Annotated in this window: 15 protein-coding genes and 1 pseudogene; 12 read left to right on the top strand and 4 right to left on the bottom strand. The window is 55.7% G+C overall.

Features of this window, described 5'->3' with window-relative positions; genetic code table 11:
• Window positions 1-139 precede the first annotated feature (139 nt).
• Window positions 140-472 (top strand): annotated as a pseudogene (gene hepT / locus MOST_RS14150) (type VII toxin-antitoxin system HepT family RNase toxin); the annotation flags it as partial.
• Between the two features lie 38 nt (window positions 473-510).
• Here hepT and MOST_RS14145 read toward each other — a convergent pair.
• On the bottom strand, window positions 511-720 hold the full coding sequence (locus MOST_RS14145; RefSeq protein ID WP_083476461.1) for a dodecin family protein: 210 nt from the start codon (window positions 718-720) through the stop codon (window positions 511-513).
• A 247-nt stretch (window positions 721-967) separates the two neighbouring features.
• Between MOST_RS14145 and nadA the strand changes: the two genes are divergently transcribed.
• From nadA to MOST_RS14115, 6 genes are all read left to right on the top strand, one after another.
• The gene (gene nadA / locus MOST_RS14140) at window positions 968-1867 is read left to right on the top strand and encodes a quinolinate synthase NadA (RefSeq protein ID WP_054935688.1); all 900 of its coding nucleotides are present in this window, start codon (window positions 968-970) and stop codon (window positions 1865-1867) included.
• 146 nt (window positions 1868-2013) lie between these two features.
• Window positions 2014-3642, top strand: coding sequence for an L-aspartate oxidase (gene nadB / locus MOST_RS14135; protein ID WP_054935679.1), 1629 nt, complete (start codon window positions 2014-2016; stop codon window positions 3640-3642).
• 49 nt (window positions 3643-3691) lie between these two features.
• Entirely contained in the window at window positions 3692-4525 is an 834-nt protein-coding gene (nadC, locus tag MOST_RS14130; protein WP_054935678.1) for a carboxylating nicotinate-nucleotide diphosphorylase, read from the top strand.
• A gap of 151 nt (window positions 4526-4676) precedes the next feature.
• Window positions 4677-5447: a fumarylacetoacetate hydrolase family protein gene (locus tag MOST_RS14125; RefSeq protein ID WP_054935677.1), complete on the top strand. Its 771-nt coding sequence runs from the start codon at window positions 4677-4679 to the stop codon at window positions 5445-5447.
• A gap of 298 nt (window positions 5448-5745) precedes the next feature.
• Window positions 5746-7125, top strand: coding sequence for an MATE family efflux transporter (locus tag MOST_RS14120; RefSeq protein WP_054935676.1), 1380 nt, complete (start codon window positions 5746-5748; stop codon window positions 7123-7125).
• A gap of 125 nt (window positions 7126-7250) precedes the next feature.
• Complete coding sequence (locus MOST_RS14115) at window positions 7251-8441, top strand: pyridoxal phosphate-dependent aminotransferase (RefSeq protein ID WP_054935675.1); 1191 nt, start codon at window positions 7251-7253, stop codon at window positions 8439-8441.
• 109 nt (window positions 8442-8550) lie between these two features.
• On the opposite strand, the gene MOST_RS14110 is transcribed toward MOST_RS14115, so the two are convergent.
• The 3 genes from MOST_RS14110 to MOST_RS14100 all read right to left on the bottom strand — a co-directional run bounded on the left by MOST_RS14110 (window position 8551) and on the right by MOST_RS14100 (window position 12216).
• Window positions 8551-9009, bottom strand: coding sequence for a hypothetical protein (locus MOST_RS14110; RefSeq protein ID WP_054935674.1), 459 nt, complete (start codon window positions 9007-9009; stop codon window positions 8551-8553).
• Window positions 9010-9087: 78 nt separating this feature from the next.
• Complete coding sequence (locus MOST_RS14105) at window positions 9088-11649, bottom strand: cation-translocating P-type ATPase (protein ID WP_054935673.1); 2562 nt, start codon at window positions 11647-11649, stop codon at window positions 9088-9090.
• Between the two features lie 3 nt (window positions 11650-11652).
• Window positions 11653-12216 carry a Chromate resistance protein ChrB gene (locus MOST_RS14100; RefSeq protein WP_054935672.1) on the bottom strand — a complete coding sequence of 188 codons (564 nt, stop codon included), beginning with the start codon at window positions 12214-12216 and terminating at the stop codon, window positions 11653-11655.
• Window positions 12217-12356: 140 nt separating this feature from the next.
• On the opposite strand from MOST_RS14100, the gene MOST_RS14095 reads away from it, so the two are divergent.
• The 5 genes from MOST_RS14095 to MOST_RS14075 all read left to right on the top strand — a co-directional run bounded on the left by MOST_RS14095 (window position 12357) and on the right by MOST_RS14075 (window position 18458).
• Window positions 12357-15632, top strand: a complete 3276-nt coding sequence (locus MOST_RS14095; protein ID WP_054935671.1) for a DEAD/DEAH box helicase — start codon at window positions 12357-12359, stop codon at window positions 15630-15632.
• 184 nt (window positions 15633-15816) lie between these two features.
• Window positions 15817-16680 carry an SWIM zinc finger family protein gene (locus MOST_RS14090; RefSeq protein ID WP_054935670.1) on the top strand — a complete coding sequence of 288 codons (864 nt, stop codon included), beginning with the start codon at window positions 15817-15819 and terminating at the stop codon, window positions 16678-16680.
• Window positions 16681-16739: 59 nt separating this feature from the next.
• Window positions 16740-17183, top strand: coding sequence for an OsmC family protein (locus MOST_RS14085; protein WP_054935669.1), 444 nt, complete (start codon window positions 16740-16742; stop codon window positions 17181-17183).
• 113 nt (window positions 17184-17296) lie between these two features.
• Window positions 17297-17854, top strand: a complete 558-nt coding sequence (locus MOST_RS14080; RefSeq protein WP_054935668.1) for a sigma-70 family RNA polymerase sigma factor — start codon at window positions 17297-17299, stop codon at window positions 17852-17854.
• Complete coding sequence (locus tag MOST_RS14075; RefSeq protein WP_054935667.1) at window positions 17847-18458, top strand: hypothetical protein; 612 nt, start codon at window positions 17847-17849, stop codon at window positions 18456-18458. Before MOST_RS14080 ends, MOST_RS14075 begins: the two co-directional genes overlap by 8 nt.
• The last annotated feature ends 23 nt before the right edge of the window (window positions 18459-18481 follow it).

Here is an 18481-nt window from a genome sequence, read left to right as displayed (position 1 = left end):
CTGTTGATTATCATCAGGTTCTTAATCAATGGAGCCAGAAAGCATTACGTAGTTGTTGCTAGTACCTTCCAAGTTCAGAAATGGAATAAATTCCTAATTTGGTAATCTTGCCTCGCGAAATGTAGGTGTTAAGGCTCCTGACCTGGAAAAAAATATGGAACTAGCCTGGATTATAGAACATGGTTTGCAACTCAGCATCCAGGTTGTACTGGATATAGGTACGCATATCCTGGCTGAAGAAGGAATTATTGTAGATGAATACAGCAATATTTTTGGTGAACTTGCCGAACTAGGGGTTTTACCTGAAAAATTCGCCCGGGATATTTCCGGTATGTCAGGATTTAGAAATATTCTGGTCCATGAATATGGCAAGGTAGATATGGAAAAAGTGGCCGATATCATGAACCACCACCTTAATGATTTTCGTCAGTATGCCCGCTATATTGTTAAGTACCTGGGTTGGAGTTTTTAGCTGAGATAAAGCCCCGGTAATTACCGGGGCTCCCATGTTTATAGATCGGCGCTGTGATCGGCGTAAGCGATTTTCACATTGGCTTTGAATTCGGTTAGTTTGCCGTCTCTAACATTGGCAGTCAGGTTATAAACCTCGACGCCAGAGATGTTTTTTACCTCCCGGCTGGCTTCAGCCACGGCTTGCTGGACGGCATCCTTCCAGTTATGGGGCGATTCGCCCACCAGTTCTACTACTTTAACGTGCAAAGGACAACCTCCCTTCCTTCTAAAAATCATTTACTGTTGGTTTTATTATTCCCCGGCCAGGTAGAATAATCCCCTTTCTTGACGGAGTAATAAACGGGATTTATAATAACCTTAAGTGACAAGACAGATGATAAGACAGAACCAATAAATTTAACCTCTAGCTGGACTGGCCTGGCGGCTACCTGGAGGATTGGAGATTAACGGGGATGTCCGTGCGGTCCTGAGCACTTTTGGAAGGGGAGAACCTATGTCGGAACTGGTTCAAGAAATAGAAAAACTAAAAAAAGAACGCCAGGCGGTAATCCTGGCCCATAATTACCAGCAGGATGCCGTCCAGGATATAGCGGATTTTGTGGGCGATTCCCTGGCCCTCAGCCGTTATGCTGCCACTACCAGGGCCAAGGTGGTAGTTTTAGCCGGGGTACGCTTTATGGCGGAAAGTGCCAGCATCCTGGCACCAGAAAAAATAATCCTCCTGCCGGATAGCCAGGCCGGCTGTCCCCTGGCCGATAGCATTGATGTCGAGGCCCTGCGGGAGACTAAAGCCAGATATCCGGATGCCGCAGTAGTCTGTTACGTGAATACTGCAGCCGATGTTAAGGGCGAAAGCGATATTTGCTGTACCTCCAGCAATGCCGTGGCGGTCGTTCAGTCCTTGCCCCAGCGGAGAATACTTTTTGTCCCGGACCGAAATCTCGCCAGTTTTGTCGCCCGGTTTACCGAAAAAGAGATAATCCCCTGGGATGGCGCCTGCCTTACCCATTACCGGGTGACTCTCGACGAGCTAGAAAGGGCCAGGGCGGCCCACCCGGAGGCTGAAGTCCTGGTCCATCCCGAGTGCCGGCCGGAAGTCGCCCGGGCGGCCGACTTTGTCGGCAGTACTGGAGCCATTCTCAAGTATGCCCGGGAAAGCAGGTCCAAAGAGTTTCTAATCGGTACGGAGATGGGCATTCTCCACCGCTTGCAGCTAGATAATCCGGAGAAGAAATTTTATCTCCTGTCCCCGGGGCTGGTTTGCCCCAATATGAAGCTTACCTCCCTGGAGAAGATAGCCCGCTGCTTACGGGAGATGCAGCCGGTAGTCCATGTGCCGGAGACCACCCGCAGCCGAGCCTACCGCGCCCTAGAGCGCATGCTGGCCGTGTAATTGGCTTTAAGGATAAAGCTAAGCCCGGTCAAAATGAGGAGCAGTTACTGGTTTGGGGAGCAAGTTGTTACGGCTGCCTTTTTCATCCTCTGCTGGTGCCGTCCAGGCGGCATGAATGTCTACTTTGAGGAGAGATTATTTGAAGTATGGACTGGGAAAGGGTTCCCCGTTATATCGTTAATTTTAATCTTACTGGTTTACCCAGGGAAGAGACTGATATTTTGGTTATCGGCAGCGGCATTGCCGGCCTTTATACAGCTTTAAAGGTAGCCGGACGCTACCGAGTGGTCCTGGTAACTAAAGATAACCCGGCGGAATGCGCTACCGACCTGGCCCAGGGGGGAATTGCCGCTGCCATTGACGAGGAAGATTCCGCCGCCTTACACCTGGAAGATACTTTAACAGCGGCTGCCGGCCTGGGGGACCCTGCTGCCGCCAGGGTGCTGGTAACAGAAGGGCCTGGACGGGTGCAGGAGCTGATTGAATGGGGTATACCCTTCGATCGTGAAGGTGATAAGGTAGCCCTGGGAAAGGAAGGAGCCCACAGCCGGCGGCGCATCCTCCACGCCGGCGGCGACGCCACCGGGGCTATCATCTGGCAGGGCCTGGCAGCCAGGGCGGCAGGAGCCAGAAACATTCAGCTGTGGCCGGGGACCATGGCCCTGGACCTGCTGGTTGTTGAAGGCCGTTGCTGCGGTGCCCTGGTGTTAACCGGGGAAGGGAACATTAAAGCCGTCATGGCCGGTGCCGTGGTCCTGGCCTGCGGCGGCGCCGGGCGAATTTACCCCGTTACGACCAACCCGGCAGTAGCTACCGGCGACGGCGTGGCCATGGCCTACCGCGCCGGGGCTGAGGTCATGGACGTGGAGTTTTACCAGTTTCACCCTACCGTGCTGGTGCACCCCGGCGCACCCGGTTTCTTGATTTCCGAGGCCGTCCGTGGGGAAGGGGCGATTTTACGCAATCAGGCCGGCGAAAGGTTTATGCCTGCCTACCACCCCTTAGGGGAGCTGGCCCCCCGGGATGTCGTCGCCCGGGCGGTAGCCAGCGAGATGGCCCGGCACGGGTCCGGCCACGTTTATCTGGACCTGACCCACCTCAAGGGCGAACTGGTGGAACGCCGTTTTCCCACCATCACCTCCACCTGCCGGGAGCTGGGATTAGACCCGCTAAAGGAATGGTTGCCCGTGGCCCCGGCGGCCCATTACTTTATGGGCGGGGTGCGAACGGACTTAAACGGGCGGACTAATATTACCGGCCTTTATGCCGGCGGCGAAGTAGCCTGTACCGGGGTCCACGGCGCCAACCGCCTGGCCAGCAATTCCCTGCTAGAAGGCCTGGTTTTTGGCGGGCGGATAGCCGCCGAACTTTTAAACCAGGAACTCAAGCCATCCCCTTGTCCACGGCTAAAATACAACACGCTAAAAGATGGCGGCCAGGAGGATACCGACAACTGGCTGGCCGCCCAGGAAATTATGCAGCAGCGGGCAGGTTTAATCCGCAATGGGGAGGGCTTACAAGAGGCTGCCAGCACCCTGGAATCTTGGTGGCCGTTACTGGATTATCTAGCCCGGGATCGCCTGGCGGCAGAGATCCGCAATATGCTGACTGTGGCCCATTTAATTATTACTGCTGCCACCTGGCGCCGGGAAAGCCGGGGCGCTCATTACCGCGAGGACTTCCCGGAAACCGTTCCCACCTACCGGAAACGGCTGGTGCTGGCCAGGGAGAAGGAAGCCAGGGAAGTCCCGCTCCAGCAATTTCCTGGCGATTGAAGCGCAACTCAATTATCACTTTCCACCTATATCCGGAGGCGATTCTAATATGCTCAATATGCTCGCAGTTACAGAAATAGTCAAAAGAGCCCTGGAAGAAGACCTGGGCGCGGGAGACCTGACCAGCAGCGCCCTTTTTACCCCTGCCGACCGCGGCCGTGGGGAAATCATCGCCCGCCAGGAGGGCATTATTGCCGGCCTGCCGGTAGCCGGACTGGCCTTCCAGCTGTTACCCCCGGGCTGTACCTTTACACCCCTGGTAACCGATGGTAGCCAGGTTGCCGCCGGGCAAAGGGTAGCCAGGGTAGAGGGGTCTCTGGTGGCCCTCCTGGGGGCTGAAAGGATGGCTTTAAATTTTCTCCAGCGCCTGTCGGGCATCGCTACCATGACGTCCCGTTATGTAGAGCTGGTTAAGCCCTATAAAGCTAAAATTTGTGATACCCGCAAGACCGTTCCCGGCCTGCGCCTCCTGGATAAATACGCTGTCCGCATGGGGGGCGGGCTAAACCACCGCTTGAACCTGGGCGATGCCGTCCTGCTTAAGGATAACCATATTAAAGCGGCGGGGAGTATTACCGCGGCGGTAGCCAGGGTCCGCCGGGCTATTCCCCTGACGACGAAAATTGAAGTGGAGGTTGAAAACCTGGCCCAGGTCGAAGAGGCCCTGGCCGCTGGGGTGGAGCTGATTATGCTGGACAACATGTCTCCCCCGGAGATGCGCCGGGCCGTAGAAGTGATTGGCGGCCGGGCCTTAGTAGAGGCTTCCGGCGGCATAACTCTGGACCGGGTAGCAGAAGTAGCGGCTACCGGCGTCGACTATATTTCCGTAGGCGCCCTGACCCATAGCGTTGCCGCCCTGGACCTGAGTTTGGAACTATTTTAGCCTCCTGCCTCCCGTGAGGAGGCTTTTTAAATACCCCTGGTAATTTTATTTTTAAAATGAGGAGGATTTTATCCTCGGAGTTTGAACTAAATAAACTGGGGTCCTGAAACATTTTATTGGGATAATAAAAGGGCAGAAGGAGGCAAAAGTAATGGCGAAAGTCGAGAAATTGGTTCGCTTTGCTGCCGGGAGAGATATCTTTTACGGCCGCCTGGAGGGAGAGACGATTGTTGCCTTTGAAGGTGATATTTTCGGGGAGCACTGGGAAAATGGCCGGTGCTTCAGTTTAAACGAAGTGCGTCTATTGGCTCCCTGCCGGCCCAGTAAGGCTGTATGTGTAGGGCTGAATTATAGCAATCATATTAAAGAAATGGCCGAGAAAGTGCCGGAAGAGCCGGTCATCTTTATCAAGCCCTCAACCTGTGTCATTGGCCCTAATGAAAATATAATTTACTGGCCCGTGGTCAAACGCCTTGATTACGAAGCAGAGTTGGCCGTGGTTATCGGCCGCGAGGCCCGTAATGTAAAAGAAGAAGAAGCCTGGGAGTATATTTTCGGCTATACCGTTGGAAACGACGTTACAGCCAGGGATTTGCAGCAGAAAGACGGCCAGTGGACCAGGGCTAAGAGCTTCGATACATTTTTACCCCTTGGACCCTATATTGTGCGGGGTATTGATGTTTCCGACCTTCGCGTCCAGTCTTTTTTAAACGGCGAGCTAAAGCAGGACGGCCGTACTTCCCAGCTCATCTTTTCTGTACCTTTTCTGGTGAGTTTTATCTCTCAGGTAATGACCTTATTACCCGGAGATGTAATCATGACCGGCACGCCGGAAGGGGTGGGTCCCATGCAGGTGGGCGATACCATTGAAATTAGGGTGGAAAAGATAGGGAGCCTGGTTAACAGGATCATTGCTCGGTAGTTATCACTAACGTTGCTTACAAAAATCTTTAGCCCATCTATGCCTCAACAATTATCAGCATGGCCATCCCGCTAAGATTTTTTAAGCGGTTAACAATATACAATCAATAAGGTGCATGTAAACCTGTCTACTCATATATTCATTTTATATCATAAATTTCATTTTTCATCAAAAACAATTTGCATTCTACATTGACTTGAGCCGCAGTTATGATAGAATTCCCCAAAGGGGAAGCGTAACATAGAAGATGCAGTTTCAAAACACTACATAAAGCATTTATAAAGGGGTTTGAGAAAATATGGATAGTTCGAAGCAGCTTGGTGAAAGCAACATCGGTCAACTGCTGTGGAAATTTTCGTTGCCCGCCATAACAGGCATGCTGGTAAATGCTCTTTATAACGTGGTGGACAGGATATTTGTCGGACGGGGAGTAGGTTCCCTGGCCCTCGCGGGGATAACCATAAGTTTTCCCGTAATGATTGTGCTGATGGCCTTTTCCATGCTCATCGGCATGGGGTCTACTTCATTAATATCCATCCGCCTTGGTGAGCGCAGGAAGGAAGAGGCCGAACAGATAGCCGGTAACGGCCTGGTATTGCTGGTTTTAATTGCAGCAGTTTTATCGCTTCTGTTCCTGGGATTCTTAGAACCCCTTTTATCCGCCTTTGGAGCCAGCGAAGTTGTAATGCCTTATGCAGCGGATTATTTGCGAGTAATTTTAACAGGTAATGTTTTAATGTCTATCGGCTTCGGCATGAGCAATATGATTCGGGCTGAGGGCAAGCCGGTAATTGCCATGTACACAATATTAATTGGCGGGATTACCAATATTCTTCTCGATTATATAGCTATCTTCCTACTGGAAATGGGGATTAAAGGCGCGGCTCTAGCTACAGTTATTTCCCAGGGGGTCTCCGCCGGCTGGGTCCTTTATTATTACCTGTCCGGGAAAAGCCTGATCAAGTTGCGCTCGAAGAATTTTACTCTGCAACCGATTGTGTGTCTTAACATTTTTGCGGTGGGTTTTCCCCCCTTCGCCCTGCAATTGGTACACAGCGTGCAGCAGGTGCTTTTCAACAAGAGCCTTGCTTTTTATGGAGGAGATCTGGCCGTAGCTGCTGTCGGCGTTGTTTTTAGCCTGGGGACCTTTATGTTCATGCCTGTGATAGGAATCTCCCAGGCCGCGCAACCGATCATCGGCTTTAACTACGGAGCCCGGCAATTTGACCGGGTTAAGGCCACTTTAAAGCTGGCCAGCTTTTGGGCGACGGTAATTGTGGGGTCCGGCTATATTTTCACTAGAATCTGGCCGGAAAATCTGATAGCGCTGTTTAGCCGTGGGGATGTCCAGTTAATAGAGTTGGGCAGCCACGCCATGCAAAGACTTTTTCTTGTCCTCCCCGTGATCGGTTTTCAAATTGTAGGTGCAGGATATTTCCAGGCAGTAGGAAAACCGGTGCAGGCTACGCTACTTTCCCTGTCGAGGCAGGTCCTGCTCTTTATACCTCTACTGCTAATCCTGCCGCGGTTTTGGGGGCTGGAAGGTATCTGGTGGGGCGCTCCTATTGCCGATGCAGGCGCAACCCTGATAACTGCCGGGTGCCTTTATTATGAGTTTAGAGCCAGGAATGCACCTCTGGCAGGATTAGAACCATACAGCACCGGCAGGAAGGGATAACCAGGCGGGAAGGGTGTCCGGCTCCAGCGACAGAATCCGTCCTGGCTAGAGTTAAAAAAGCCTTTACAAAGTCAACGGTAAGAGAAATAATAATAATATCATCAAAGCTGGAGGGATTTTTACTTATGGAAATTGCCCGGCGGGCTGCCGGCATCAGCCCATCTCCTACCCTGGCTATTGATGCCCAGGCCAAAGCCATGAAGGCTAAAGGTATTCAGGTAATCAACTTTAGTGCCGGTGAGCCTGATTTCGACACGCCCGAACATATCAAGCAGGCAGCCATTGACGCCTTGAAGGCCGGCTTTACCCGTTACACGCCCGTGGCCGGGATCCCGGAACTGCGCCAGGCAGTCTGCGACAACCTGAAAAACCGGGGTTTGAGCTATGAGCCTGCCGATATAGTGGTATCGTGCGGCGCCAAACACTCCCTTTATAACGCCATGCAGGTCTTACTTAATGATGGGGATGAAGTAATCCTCAGCGCGCCCTACTGGGTTAGCTATTACGAGCAAATTAAGCTGGCCGGCGGGGTGCCGGTGGTAGTAAATACCGATGTTACTACGGATTTCAAGTTAACCCCGGCGGCCCTGAAGGTAGCCCTGACTCCCCGGACCAAACTCTTAATCCTCAATTCGCCCTGCAATCCCACCGGGGTGGTCTACAGCCGGAGCGAATTAGAAGCCCTGGCGGAAGTAATCCTGGCCCATGGCCTGATGGTTATTTCCGATGAAATATATGCCGCCCTGCTCTACGATGGTCTCACCCACACCAGCATCGCCGCCCTGGGGCCGGAAATAAAAGAGCGCACCATCGTGATCGATGGCGTGTCCAAAACCTATGCCATGACCGGCTGGCGGATTGGTTATGCCGCCGCTCCCCGGCCCATTGCTACGGCCATGACCGACCTGCAGAGCCACTCGACTTCCAACCCCACTTCTATAGCCCAGAAGGCGGCTGTGGCCGCCCTGACTGGCAGCCAGGAACCGGTGGAGGCAATGCGTCGTGAATTTGAAAAGCGCCGCAACTGTATCCTGGCAGGATTAAGGGAACTTCCGGAAGTAGAATGCAACCAGCCCGGTGGAGCCTTCTATGTTTTCCCGTACATTGGCAAGCTATTTGGCCGCCGCTTCCGCGGCCAGGTGCTGGCCAGTTCTACCGACGTGGCCACGGTTCTTCTTAATGAATACCAGTTAGCCGTGGTACCTGGCATTGCCTTTGGCGCCGACCCATTCTTACGCCTATCCTATGCTACCTCGATGACCCAGATCGAAGCCGGCCTGGAGCGGTTAAAGGCTTTTATCGGCGAATTGCAATAAAACAACCCCTCCTGAGCCCGGGGTGTCCCGGGCTTTTGTATATAAGCTATAAAAACGATCGCCTGGAAATATACTCCAGGCGGATAATGCTCAATTACCAGAGCTAATTTTAGGGTAACCTGGCCAGGATAGCGAGCAGGGAAGCGATAACACCGACAAATCCGACTATTACTGCTGCGATAGTACCAAAAGACCAGCGCTGAACACTGCGGAATTCACGATGCATTTCCTCCCGCAGAATACCAATCGCTTGCCGCAGCGTCCCCATTTCTGTTTCTATTCTGGTAAACCGGTTTTCGTATTTATTATCTAGTTCGTTAAACCTACCTTCAAACTTTTTTTCTAAGTCGGTAAACCTACCTTCAAACTTTTTTTCTAACTCGGCAAACCTACCTTCAAACTTTTTCTCTAACTCGGTAAACTGGGTTTCCACCTTACTAAACCTGGTTTCCCAGCGTGTATCCATGTTATTAAGCTGCTGGACCAGGTAATTAAACGGGTCAAAACCTCTGGGGTAGAATATTTCATCTGTCCCGGCAGCTATTTCTTTCCTGGCTTCTTCAGGCATATTTTTCCCTCCCTGATACAATTGTACCATTATCTCCCGGGACGGGCAATAGCAGTTCTTATTACTGCAAACCTCCCTTCAATGTCCAGGACGGTAGAGCAGCATCACGAGGGCGGGCAGCAGGGCGGCCCCGGCCACCAGCCCCCAAGCCCCGGTGGGTAGGGTGCCGGTACCCAGGATAGCCTGCAAGGGCGTCAGGTAGACAGCCATCAGGGTTACTGCTGCCGCTCCCAGGGCCCAGAGATTAAGGACACTGTTGCTAAAGAACCCCTGGCGGTAAGGGGGCAGGCTCTGGGTCTTTAAGGCGTAGGCCAGCAGGACATGCCCCAGCATCCAGGTAGCAAAGGCGGCAGTTTGCCTTATAGGTACAGGGGCTGGTCCCCACCAGAGTTCGAGGCCCTGGTAGGCCAGCCCTACTGCCAGGGCCAGGAGCAGGCCTCCGGCAAAGATCACCTGGACCATGGGCCGGTCCAGGAAGGGCCGGCTGGGCCGGCGCGGGGGGCGTTCCATGAGAGGCTCCTCCGGGGGCTCGATGACAAAGGCAGTTGAGGCCGCCAGGTCCATGAACAGTTCCAGGAGAATAATCATCAGGGGCGAAAAGGGAGCCGGTTGCCCCAGGGCGGCAGGTACCAGCATGGTGGCGATGAGGGCTACCTTCACTGCCAGGTAATAGCGCACCGACTTTTGCAGGTTGGCCAGGAGGCCCCGCCCCTGGCGGATGGCCGTGGCCAGGGTAGAAAAGCAGTCGTCGCTTAAAACCACGCCGGCGGCCTCCCGGGCGACATCGGTACCCTGGCGGCCCATGGCCAGGCCCACGTGGGCCACGGCCAGGGCCGGGGCATCATTAATACCATCGCCGATCATGGCGACTATTTCCCCTTTAGCCTGCAGGGCCTGGACTAACTGGAGTTTCTGCTCCGGCGTTATGCGCGCCAGGACACGGGTTTCCTGGAGAAAGGGATCCCAATCCTCCGGGTTTAATTGCTCCAGTTCGGCGCCGGACAGCAATTTCTCTGCCGGGATACCTACCTGGCGGGCAATACTGCGGGCTGCCTCAGGGTGGTCGCCGGTGGCCAGGTAGACCTTGATCCCGGCCCGCTGCACGGCGGCCACTGCCGCGGCAGCCTCAGGGCGTAAGGAGTCGGCAAAGATTAAAAATCCCAGGAAAGTGAGGTCCTGGCCGGCTGCAGCAGCCCCTGCCGGCAGGTCCTGGCTGGAGAAAAAGCGCCTGGCTACTGCCAGGACCCGCTTGCCTTCGCCGGCAAATTGCGCCAGGGTGGTGGCGGTAGCCTCCCGGGTAGAGGGATTGGTACACATGGCCAGCACTTCTTCCGCCGCTCCCTTGACGTATAGGGTAACCCCGGCCTGGTTAGCGCGCAGGGCCCCTACCCAGCGTTGATCCTGGTTTAAAGGGTAAAAGGCCAGCAACTCTTCCCGGGGCAGGTCCAGGTGCCCTCCCCCTTCGGCCAGGGCCTTTTCCAGGGGGTCACAGGCTTCCAAGGCAGTAACCGGGCTCTGGGTCAGGAGGGCGGCCAGGAGTAATTCCCCGGCCGCGTTATCCTGCCTGGCCAGGGCAGGGGACAGGAGTTCTCCTTCCCCCGGCAGCCAGAGGGCTTCCAGGGTGAGGCGGTTGGCCGTCAGGGTACCCGTCTTGTCAGTGACCACGGTGGTGATGTGCCCCAGGGTTTCAGCGGCTCGCAGGCGCCGGACCAGGGCCTTTTCCCGGGCGAGCTTTAGAGACCCCAGGCCCAGGACCAGGGTCACCAGGATGGGGAGCTCTTCGGGTATGGTGGCAAAGGCCAGGCTCAGGCCAGTGAGGACCGCCCGGGGCCAGGGTTCCCTGGCCACCAGGAACTGGAGGAAAGGGATAAGCACGGCAAAAGCCAGGGCAACTAGCGCCAGGACCCGGCTTAGTTCCCGCATAAACTGCTGCAGGGGGGTGCGGGGCTCACGGGCCCGGCGCGTAAGGCCAACAATCCGCCCCAGTTCTGTCTCCAGACCTGTGGCTACCGCGCAGGCCAGGCCTTCACCCCGGGATATTACCGTACCCTGATAAACCATATTGTGACGGTCGGGCAGGGGGGTCGCCAGGTCCAGGGGCCGGGTGTGTTTTTCCACCGGCAGGGATTCACCGGTAAGGGGGGACTCATCGACGGCCAAGCCGGCGCTCACCAGGAGGCGGGCGTCGGCCGGCACGCGGTTGCCGGGCTGGAGCACCAGGATATCGCCGGGGACAACGTCTTCAGTATTAATGACCTCTACTTTGCCCTGGCGCAGGACCGGGGTAGTGGGGGCGTTCAGGTCCTGGAGGGCGGCAATGGCCTTCTTGGCGCGAAACTCGGTGCCTACCTCAATGAAGACGATACCCAGGATAATGGCCGTTACGGCCAGGGCTTCCCCCAGTTCGCCCAGGAGGAAATAGGCGGTAGCCACCGCCAGGAGTAAAAGGATCATGGGCTCGCGGATTTCTTCGGCAAAGATATGCCAGAAGGATAGGACGGGACGAACCAGCGTGCGGTTGGGACCGTAAATTTTCAGACGCCTCTGGGCTTCAGCGGTACTTAGACCCTGCTCCGGGTCTACCTGCTGCCAGGCCAGAACTTCTCCCGGCGCCTGGCTCCAGGGGCAAGGGGCCGGCATCAATTAATCCTCCCTTTCTTTTAAGGCTCCATAGGTAAGAGTGGTAAACCTCGTCAGGGCTACCCGGGCTTCGTCTATAAGGGAGGCGACCTGTTCACCCAGGGGGGCATTATACCAATCGCGCTCCCGGGCCCGCTGGTACCAGCGTTCGATTTTTTCCAGTTCGGCTTCCTCCTCTTCTATTTCCGCCGGAGAAAAGTTCTGGATACGCACTTCCTTTTCCAGTTCCGCCAGGTATTTGTTAATCTCTTTAATTATTTCCTGGTATTCTTTATTGCGCATCTCCCTGAACTGCTCTATTACCTGTGCTTCTTGCCTGGGATCAAGGTTGAGATTGGGGAAGAGATAGGCAGTGCCTGCGAATTCTTCTACCCGTGTCTTTAGTTGTTCCAGTTTTTCCAGTAGGCCGGGGCGTGCCGGGAGCAGGCAGGCGGCTTGCTGCAGGTAGAGGGCTCCCAGCCTGTTGAGTTCCCGCCAGAGGTAAATGCGCTTGCTCGAGGGTTCGCCGGGTACTTTATAGATGAACAGGTGCCATTTGTTGCCGGGGCCGGTAATGTCCTGGTTCATTATTCTCACCTATGATGTAACATTGGTTACAATGTAACAGATGTTGCATTGAGAGTCAAGGTTAAAGGAAGGAACGGCAGGAAAAATTAATCCTCGCAGCGAATAATTGCAGGATATATTTCAGCAGGAGCATATTGGCAATGATTGTCGTCCATGGGACGTGGGTTAAAGATAGCAATAAAGAAGTAAATGGCCGCTTTTTTGTCTGGGGGGAATCCCTGGCCGCCGCCCGGCAGCAGAAGGAACTCTACCTGCCCAGGCCGGCTAAGAATAAAGTGCCCCTTCATCCTTTTCAGGCTTCCGACCAGGAACTTATCACCGTCCTGCTAAATTTAAGCGCGGGCCTTTATAAAAGCATACCCCTTATTCCGCCGGGCCTGGATAAAATCCAGTTGTTACTCCCCTCAAGCAAGCTTGGACCGCTACCTTCGCCGCAACTAAGGTATCTGCCCGGTAGCGGCGAGATTGCCCGGAGGGGTCAATCTTTACGGGAAAGCTCCCCGGCTTTAACCCCCTGGGAGGTCAAAGGCCTGGCAGTATCACCGGTATGGGTTATCAATGTCCTGACCCGGCTGGGGGAAGGAAGTACCGGGCAAATTAAAGGTAATATTTTAGCCCCCGATTTCCTGTTCTGGAGCCTGGCAGCCAAGCTGGCCCTGGAACTCCTGGTCCGGGAACGCTTTGTCCCGGTGGTGCTGGAGGAGGTAAAAGCACCGGCGGGGAAGAGGGCCGGGGCTAAAACTACGTTGAGGCAGGAATTAAGGGCAGCCTGGCGGGCCCTGTTAGACCAGCCAGAAGATGCCCGCCGGGTAGACTTGCTGGCGGCCGGTATGCCGCCAGCCTGCCGGGCCCAGGCGAGTACCCCGCTCCCGCATCCTCGCCTCCTGGTGGAAGATTTCCTGCACGGCGCCGTCGATGCCATGGCCCGGTACTGGTTAATGACTTCGCCCCTGGAGGGGAGGACCAAGGGGCTCGGCGACGATAATACCCCGGTCAGGTGGGCTACGGCCCTGGCGGCAGAAAAAGCCACCTTTAGCGGGCCGTTGCTGGAAATGAAAGACCTGAAAGAGCAAATCCATAGCTGGACGAAGACCCTGTTCAGCCAGCCGGGGACCGTAGCCTTTCGCACCTGCTTCCACCTGGAACCCCCGGAAAGGATGGGAGAAGAAGGCCCGCCTTCCTGGCAGCTGCAATTTTTACTCCAGGCCAGCGATGATCCCAGCCTCCTGGTGCCCGCCGGAGAGGTCTGGCGCGAAAGGGGCAGCGTGCTGGAGTTCCTGAACCGGCGCTTCGCCAATCCCCAGGAAAGGCTCCTGGCCGACCTGGGCCGGGCGGCACGGTTATTCCCGCCCCTGGAAAGAAGCCTGAAAGACCCATCCCCGGAAAGCTGTCTCTTGACGGTGGCAGAAGCTTATACTTTCTTGCGGGAAGCGGCTGGCCTCCTGGCCGAAAGCGGCTTTGGCGTCCTGGTACCTTCCTGGTGGGGGCAGCATAAATCCCGCCTGGGGCTACGTTTAAAGCTGAAGGCCAGCGAGCGGGGCAAAAACGCTTCCCGGACGACCAGGCTGGCTGCAGCCGGGAGGCTGGGCTCTGCAGCCCTGGTTGATTATGACTGGGAAGTAGCCCTGGGGGATACCGTGATCGACAGGAAGGAATTTGCCAGGCTGGCTGCTTTAAAGGTCCCCCTGGTCCAGGTGCGGGGCCAGTGGGTGGAGCTCCGGCCGGAGGAACTGGCGGCCCTGGACAGGTTCTGGAAAAAGCAACCGGGCCCGGGGACCATGAGCGTGGGCGAGGCTTTACGTGTTAGCCTGCTGGGCGGGGTAACTCTAGAGCAAGGTGAGGGGATACCTGATGGCGAAATAGCCCCAGCCAGTCTCCCGCTACTGGGTATTGAAGCCGAGGGTTACCTTGCTTCCCTTCTAGAAAAGGTGCACGACAACCTGAAAATTGCCCTCCTACCCCAACCATCCGGGTTCCGCGGTAGCCTCCGCCCTTACCAGGTGCGGGGTTTTTCCTGGCTTAAGTTTATTACGGAACTGGGCCTGGGGGCCTGCCTGGCCGACGATATGGGCCTGGGCAAGACTATCCAACTCCTGGCTTTACTGCTCCACCGCAAGGAACAGGGAATGGCAACCGGCCCGGTTCTCCTTATCTGTCCCACCTCAGTGGCCGGTAACTGGCAGCGGGAAGTAGCACGTTTTGCCCCCTCCTTGCGGGTCCTCCTCCACCACGGCAGTGAGCGCCTCGCCGGTGACGCTTTTACCCGGGAAGTGGCCCGGCAGGACCTGGTAATCAGCACCTATACCCTGGTTCACCGGGATGAAAGGGACCTGGTGGCCGTAGACTGGGACGGGGTGGTGCTGGACGAGGCCCAGAATATTAAAAATGCAGAAGCCAAGCAAACCCGGAGTATACGCCGCTTAAGGGCCGGCTTCAGGATCGCCCTTACCGGTACACCGGTGGAAAACCACCTGGGAGAACTCTGGTCCATCATGGAATTTTTAAACCCTGGTTACCTGGGCAGCCAGGCCGATTTTCGTAGCCGTTTTATGATCCCCATCGAACGTTACCGGGACCGGGAGCGGGCGGGCAGGTTACAGCGCCTGGTCCAACCTTTTATCCTGCGCCGGGTCAAGACTGACCCGGCTATCATCCAGGACCTGCCGGAAAAGCAGGAGATCAAGGTTTTTTGCCACTTGACCCGGGAGCAGGCTACCCTCTACGAAGCTGTGGTCCAGGACATGCTGCAAAAGATAGAAGCCGCCACCGGCATCGAACGCAAAGGCCTGGTCCTGGCTACCCTGGCAAAACTAAAACAAATCTGCAACCACCCGGCCCAGTTCCTGGGTGACGGCAGCCTCCTGGACGGCCGGTCCGGGAAACTGACCCGGCTCCAGGAGATGCTGGAAGAGGTCCTGGCTGCAGGGGAACGGGCCCTCATCTTTACCCAGTTTGCCGTCATGGGTCAAATGCTCCAGGAATATTTAGCGGCCACCTTTGGCCGGGAAGTCCTTTTCCTGCACGGGGGCCTGGCCAGGGCCAGGCGGGAGGAGCTAATCCGGCGTTTCCAGGAAGAAACCGATGGGCCGCCCCTCTTCATCCTTTCCCTCAAGGCCGGCGGGGTGGGGCTGAACCTCACCCGTGCCAACCATGTGTTTCACTTTGACCGCTGGTGGAACCCGGCCGTAGAAGACCAGGCCACCGATCGCGCCTTCCGCATTGGCCAGAAGAAAAATGTCCAGGTTTATAAATTTATCTGCGCCGGGACCCTGGAAGAAAGAATTGACACCCTGATCGAGGAAAAACGCGCCCTGGCACAGCAAATTATTGGTACCGGCGAAGGCTGGCTCACGGAATTGTCAACAGGAGAGTTGCGGGAGTTGCTGGCGTTAAAGGAAAAAGGGATAGATCTTTAAGCGTAATGGCCGGCACCTAAGCCAGCGCCGCCTGCGGGCGGAACTTACGGTTTGACCAGACACTCAGCATCTAGAGATACGTTTGCGGTAAAGCCACCTTTATTTAAACGAGTTAAATGGGGGACACTACTCAAAATTTTTATGGAAACACTATCAAAGACAGCCGGTTTTTGGAGGTTAAAGAATGGCTTCACGACGCAACTTCGGCAGCAACTGGTGGGCCAGGCGCTGGCTGGATGTGCTGGAGTCCTTTGGCTGGGCCAGCCGCCTGCAGCGGGGCCGGACTTATGCCCGGCAGGGCAACGTCTTAAGTATTGATCTCGCTCCGGGGGTGGTCAATGCTAAAGTCCAGGGGACCAGGCCCAGGCCCTACAGCGTTAAAATTAAAATTAAGCCCCTGTCAGACGGGGAATGGAACCGGGTAATCGAGGCCCTGGCCAGCCAGGCAGCTTTTGCTGCCCGCTTGCTGGCCGGCGAGATGCCGGAGGATATTGAGACGGCCTTTACCGGGGTGAGCCTGTCCCTCTTCCCCCGCGCTGCCGGGGATATCGTCACCAGCTGCTCCTGTCCCGACTGGGCCAACCCCTGCAAGCATATCGCCGCCGTCTATTACTTGCTTGGGGAGAAGTTTGATAGCGACCCTTTCTTACTTTTCCTCTTGCGCGGGCGGGAAAAAGAAGCAATAATCAGGGCTCTTAGGGAGAAGCGTGCAGCCCTTGCCGGTGGTGGCCCACCCCTACCGGTTAAAGAAGCAGAAAAGAAGGAGCCGGTTGCAGAAGAAAACAGGTTCCCACCAGAATTGCCGGTCAACCTGGTTGAGTTCTGGCAGGCAGGGGAGGGGTTGACTGCCTTTCAGGTTAAGATGCACCCACCTACTGTGCCCCAGGGGGTTTTAAAGCGCCTGGGTCCTCCTCCTTTAGGACGCTATGCCCGGGATTTTTTCCAGCTTTTAAATAGCTATTACCAGGAAATCTCCCGCCGGGCTTATGAGCTGGCCTATGATGCAGGAGATGGCGACGCAGCCAATTCCAGTCATGCTAAACCCTAAATTGCTTCTGCTTCGCCCCTGGTGTATAATAGCAAAAAATAGCACCAGGAGGGAAAAGGATGAAAGTAACCGTAACCTGGGAAGGGGAACACATGTGTTTAAAGGGCCTGGGGCCCTCCGGCCAGCCGGTAACCATGGACGCCGCCCCCGAGCACGGCGGCCAGAACCTGGGAGCCAGGCCTTCAGAGGTCCTGCTCATGGGTATGGCCGGGTGTACGGCCCTGGATGTCCTGAGCATCCTTAAGAAAAAACGCCTGTCCCTGGCTTCCTTTGCCATTGACGTCGAGGCTGAACGGGCTCCAGAGCATCCTAAAGTCTTTACCGCTGCTACCCTGGTTTACCGCCTGGCCGGGCCCGACCTCCCTGAAGACCAGGTCAAGCACGCCATCGAGTTATCTTTAAGTAAATACTGTGGCATGGTCAATACGCTGAAGAAAGCCATGCCAGTCAGTTACTGTTATGAGATCAACGGTAATCGCAGCCCGGTAACACCGGCACCTTAGGGCAAACAGCGGCCAGGGGCTATCCCCCCTGGCCGTTTTTATCAGCAGGCTTTGAAGAAGGACAAAGAAATGCTAAAATATTTTCGGGTAGCTCCCTGGGGAGGGAAACGGAGATGGGTATGTCAGAGCCCTTTATCCAGCCGGAAGCGGCTTCCCTGGAACTGGATAATCGCCAGCAACAGCTGGAATATTTGATGCGCCGTTTCGGCGATAAAGTCCTTTACCTGGCCTATTCCTATCTCCACGACCGCTACTGGGCCGAAGATGTCGCCCAGGAGGTTTTTATCCGGGTTTACACCAACCTGGATAAGTTCCAGGGCCGCAGTTCCATTTACACCTGGATTTATCATATTACCGTCAATCTCTGCCGCGACCAGCTGCGGGCCCAGACCCGCCGCCAGCGCCTGGAACCCGTAAAACTCCAGGAGCCTACCTGGCCCAATGTTGAGGACCGGGTCCTGGACAGCCTGCAGCAGCAGGAATTATGGCAGACCATTTTAAATTTGCCGGTTATCTACCGGGAGGTAATCTGGCTCCACTATTACGAGCAGTTGAGCCTTAAAGATATAGCTAAAATCCTGGGCATTTCCCTGCCAACAGTAAAAATCCGCCTTTACCGGGCCCGCCAGCACCTGCAGCAAGTTTTACAGGCAGGTGAGGGTGATGCCTGAATACCGGGACCGCCTGGATAAACTGCTGGCCGGACTGCCGGGGAAAGTCCCGCCGCCCCTGGCCGGCTGGCATTTTACGGCTGCCATGCGGCACCGGGTACAAAACAGGGTGGCTTCCTTACCGGTGCCAGAAGTACCTGCGGGGTCTTCCCGGCAGCGGTGGGTAAAGTGGCCCCTGGCCGGGGCAGTGGCCCTGGTGCTGGCCTTTTTATTCCTGGCCTGGTGGCAATGGCCGGTTACTTCCCCCGGACCACCGGCAGGGTTTAAAGTTAAGCCCCTCCAGTACCGGGTAGTCAGCTTAAACGGCCCGGAGTCTGAAGCCCTGGTGAGCATCGGCCAGGTGGAGGGTTCCAACCAGCTCCTGGCTTCCATCAGCAAGCGCCGGGAGCCCGCAGGCTGGCAGCTTATCTATACCCAGCCCCTTAACGCCTACCTGGTCTTACCCGTGCAGGTGATGCGTTCAAATACCAGCCGGGGTGCCTTGATCTTGATTACTTACCAGGAACAATGGGGGCCGGAGTACCACTACCTGATTTTAGAGTTCGATGGCGAGAAGGTAATACCTTACCAGGAACAGGATATAGTTACCATCACCGGGCGTTAAAACGCCCTTTTTTTGAGCAGGTT

The sequence above is a fragment of the Neomoorella stamsii genome, from assembly GCF_002995805.1.
Classification (GTDB): domain Bacteria; phylum Bacillota; class DSM-521; order Neomoorellales; family Neomoorellaceae; genus Neomoorella; species Neomoorella stamsii.
Note: the sequence above shows the minus strand (reverse complement) of the source record. Positions and strands in the feature narration are given on the sequence as shown.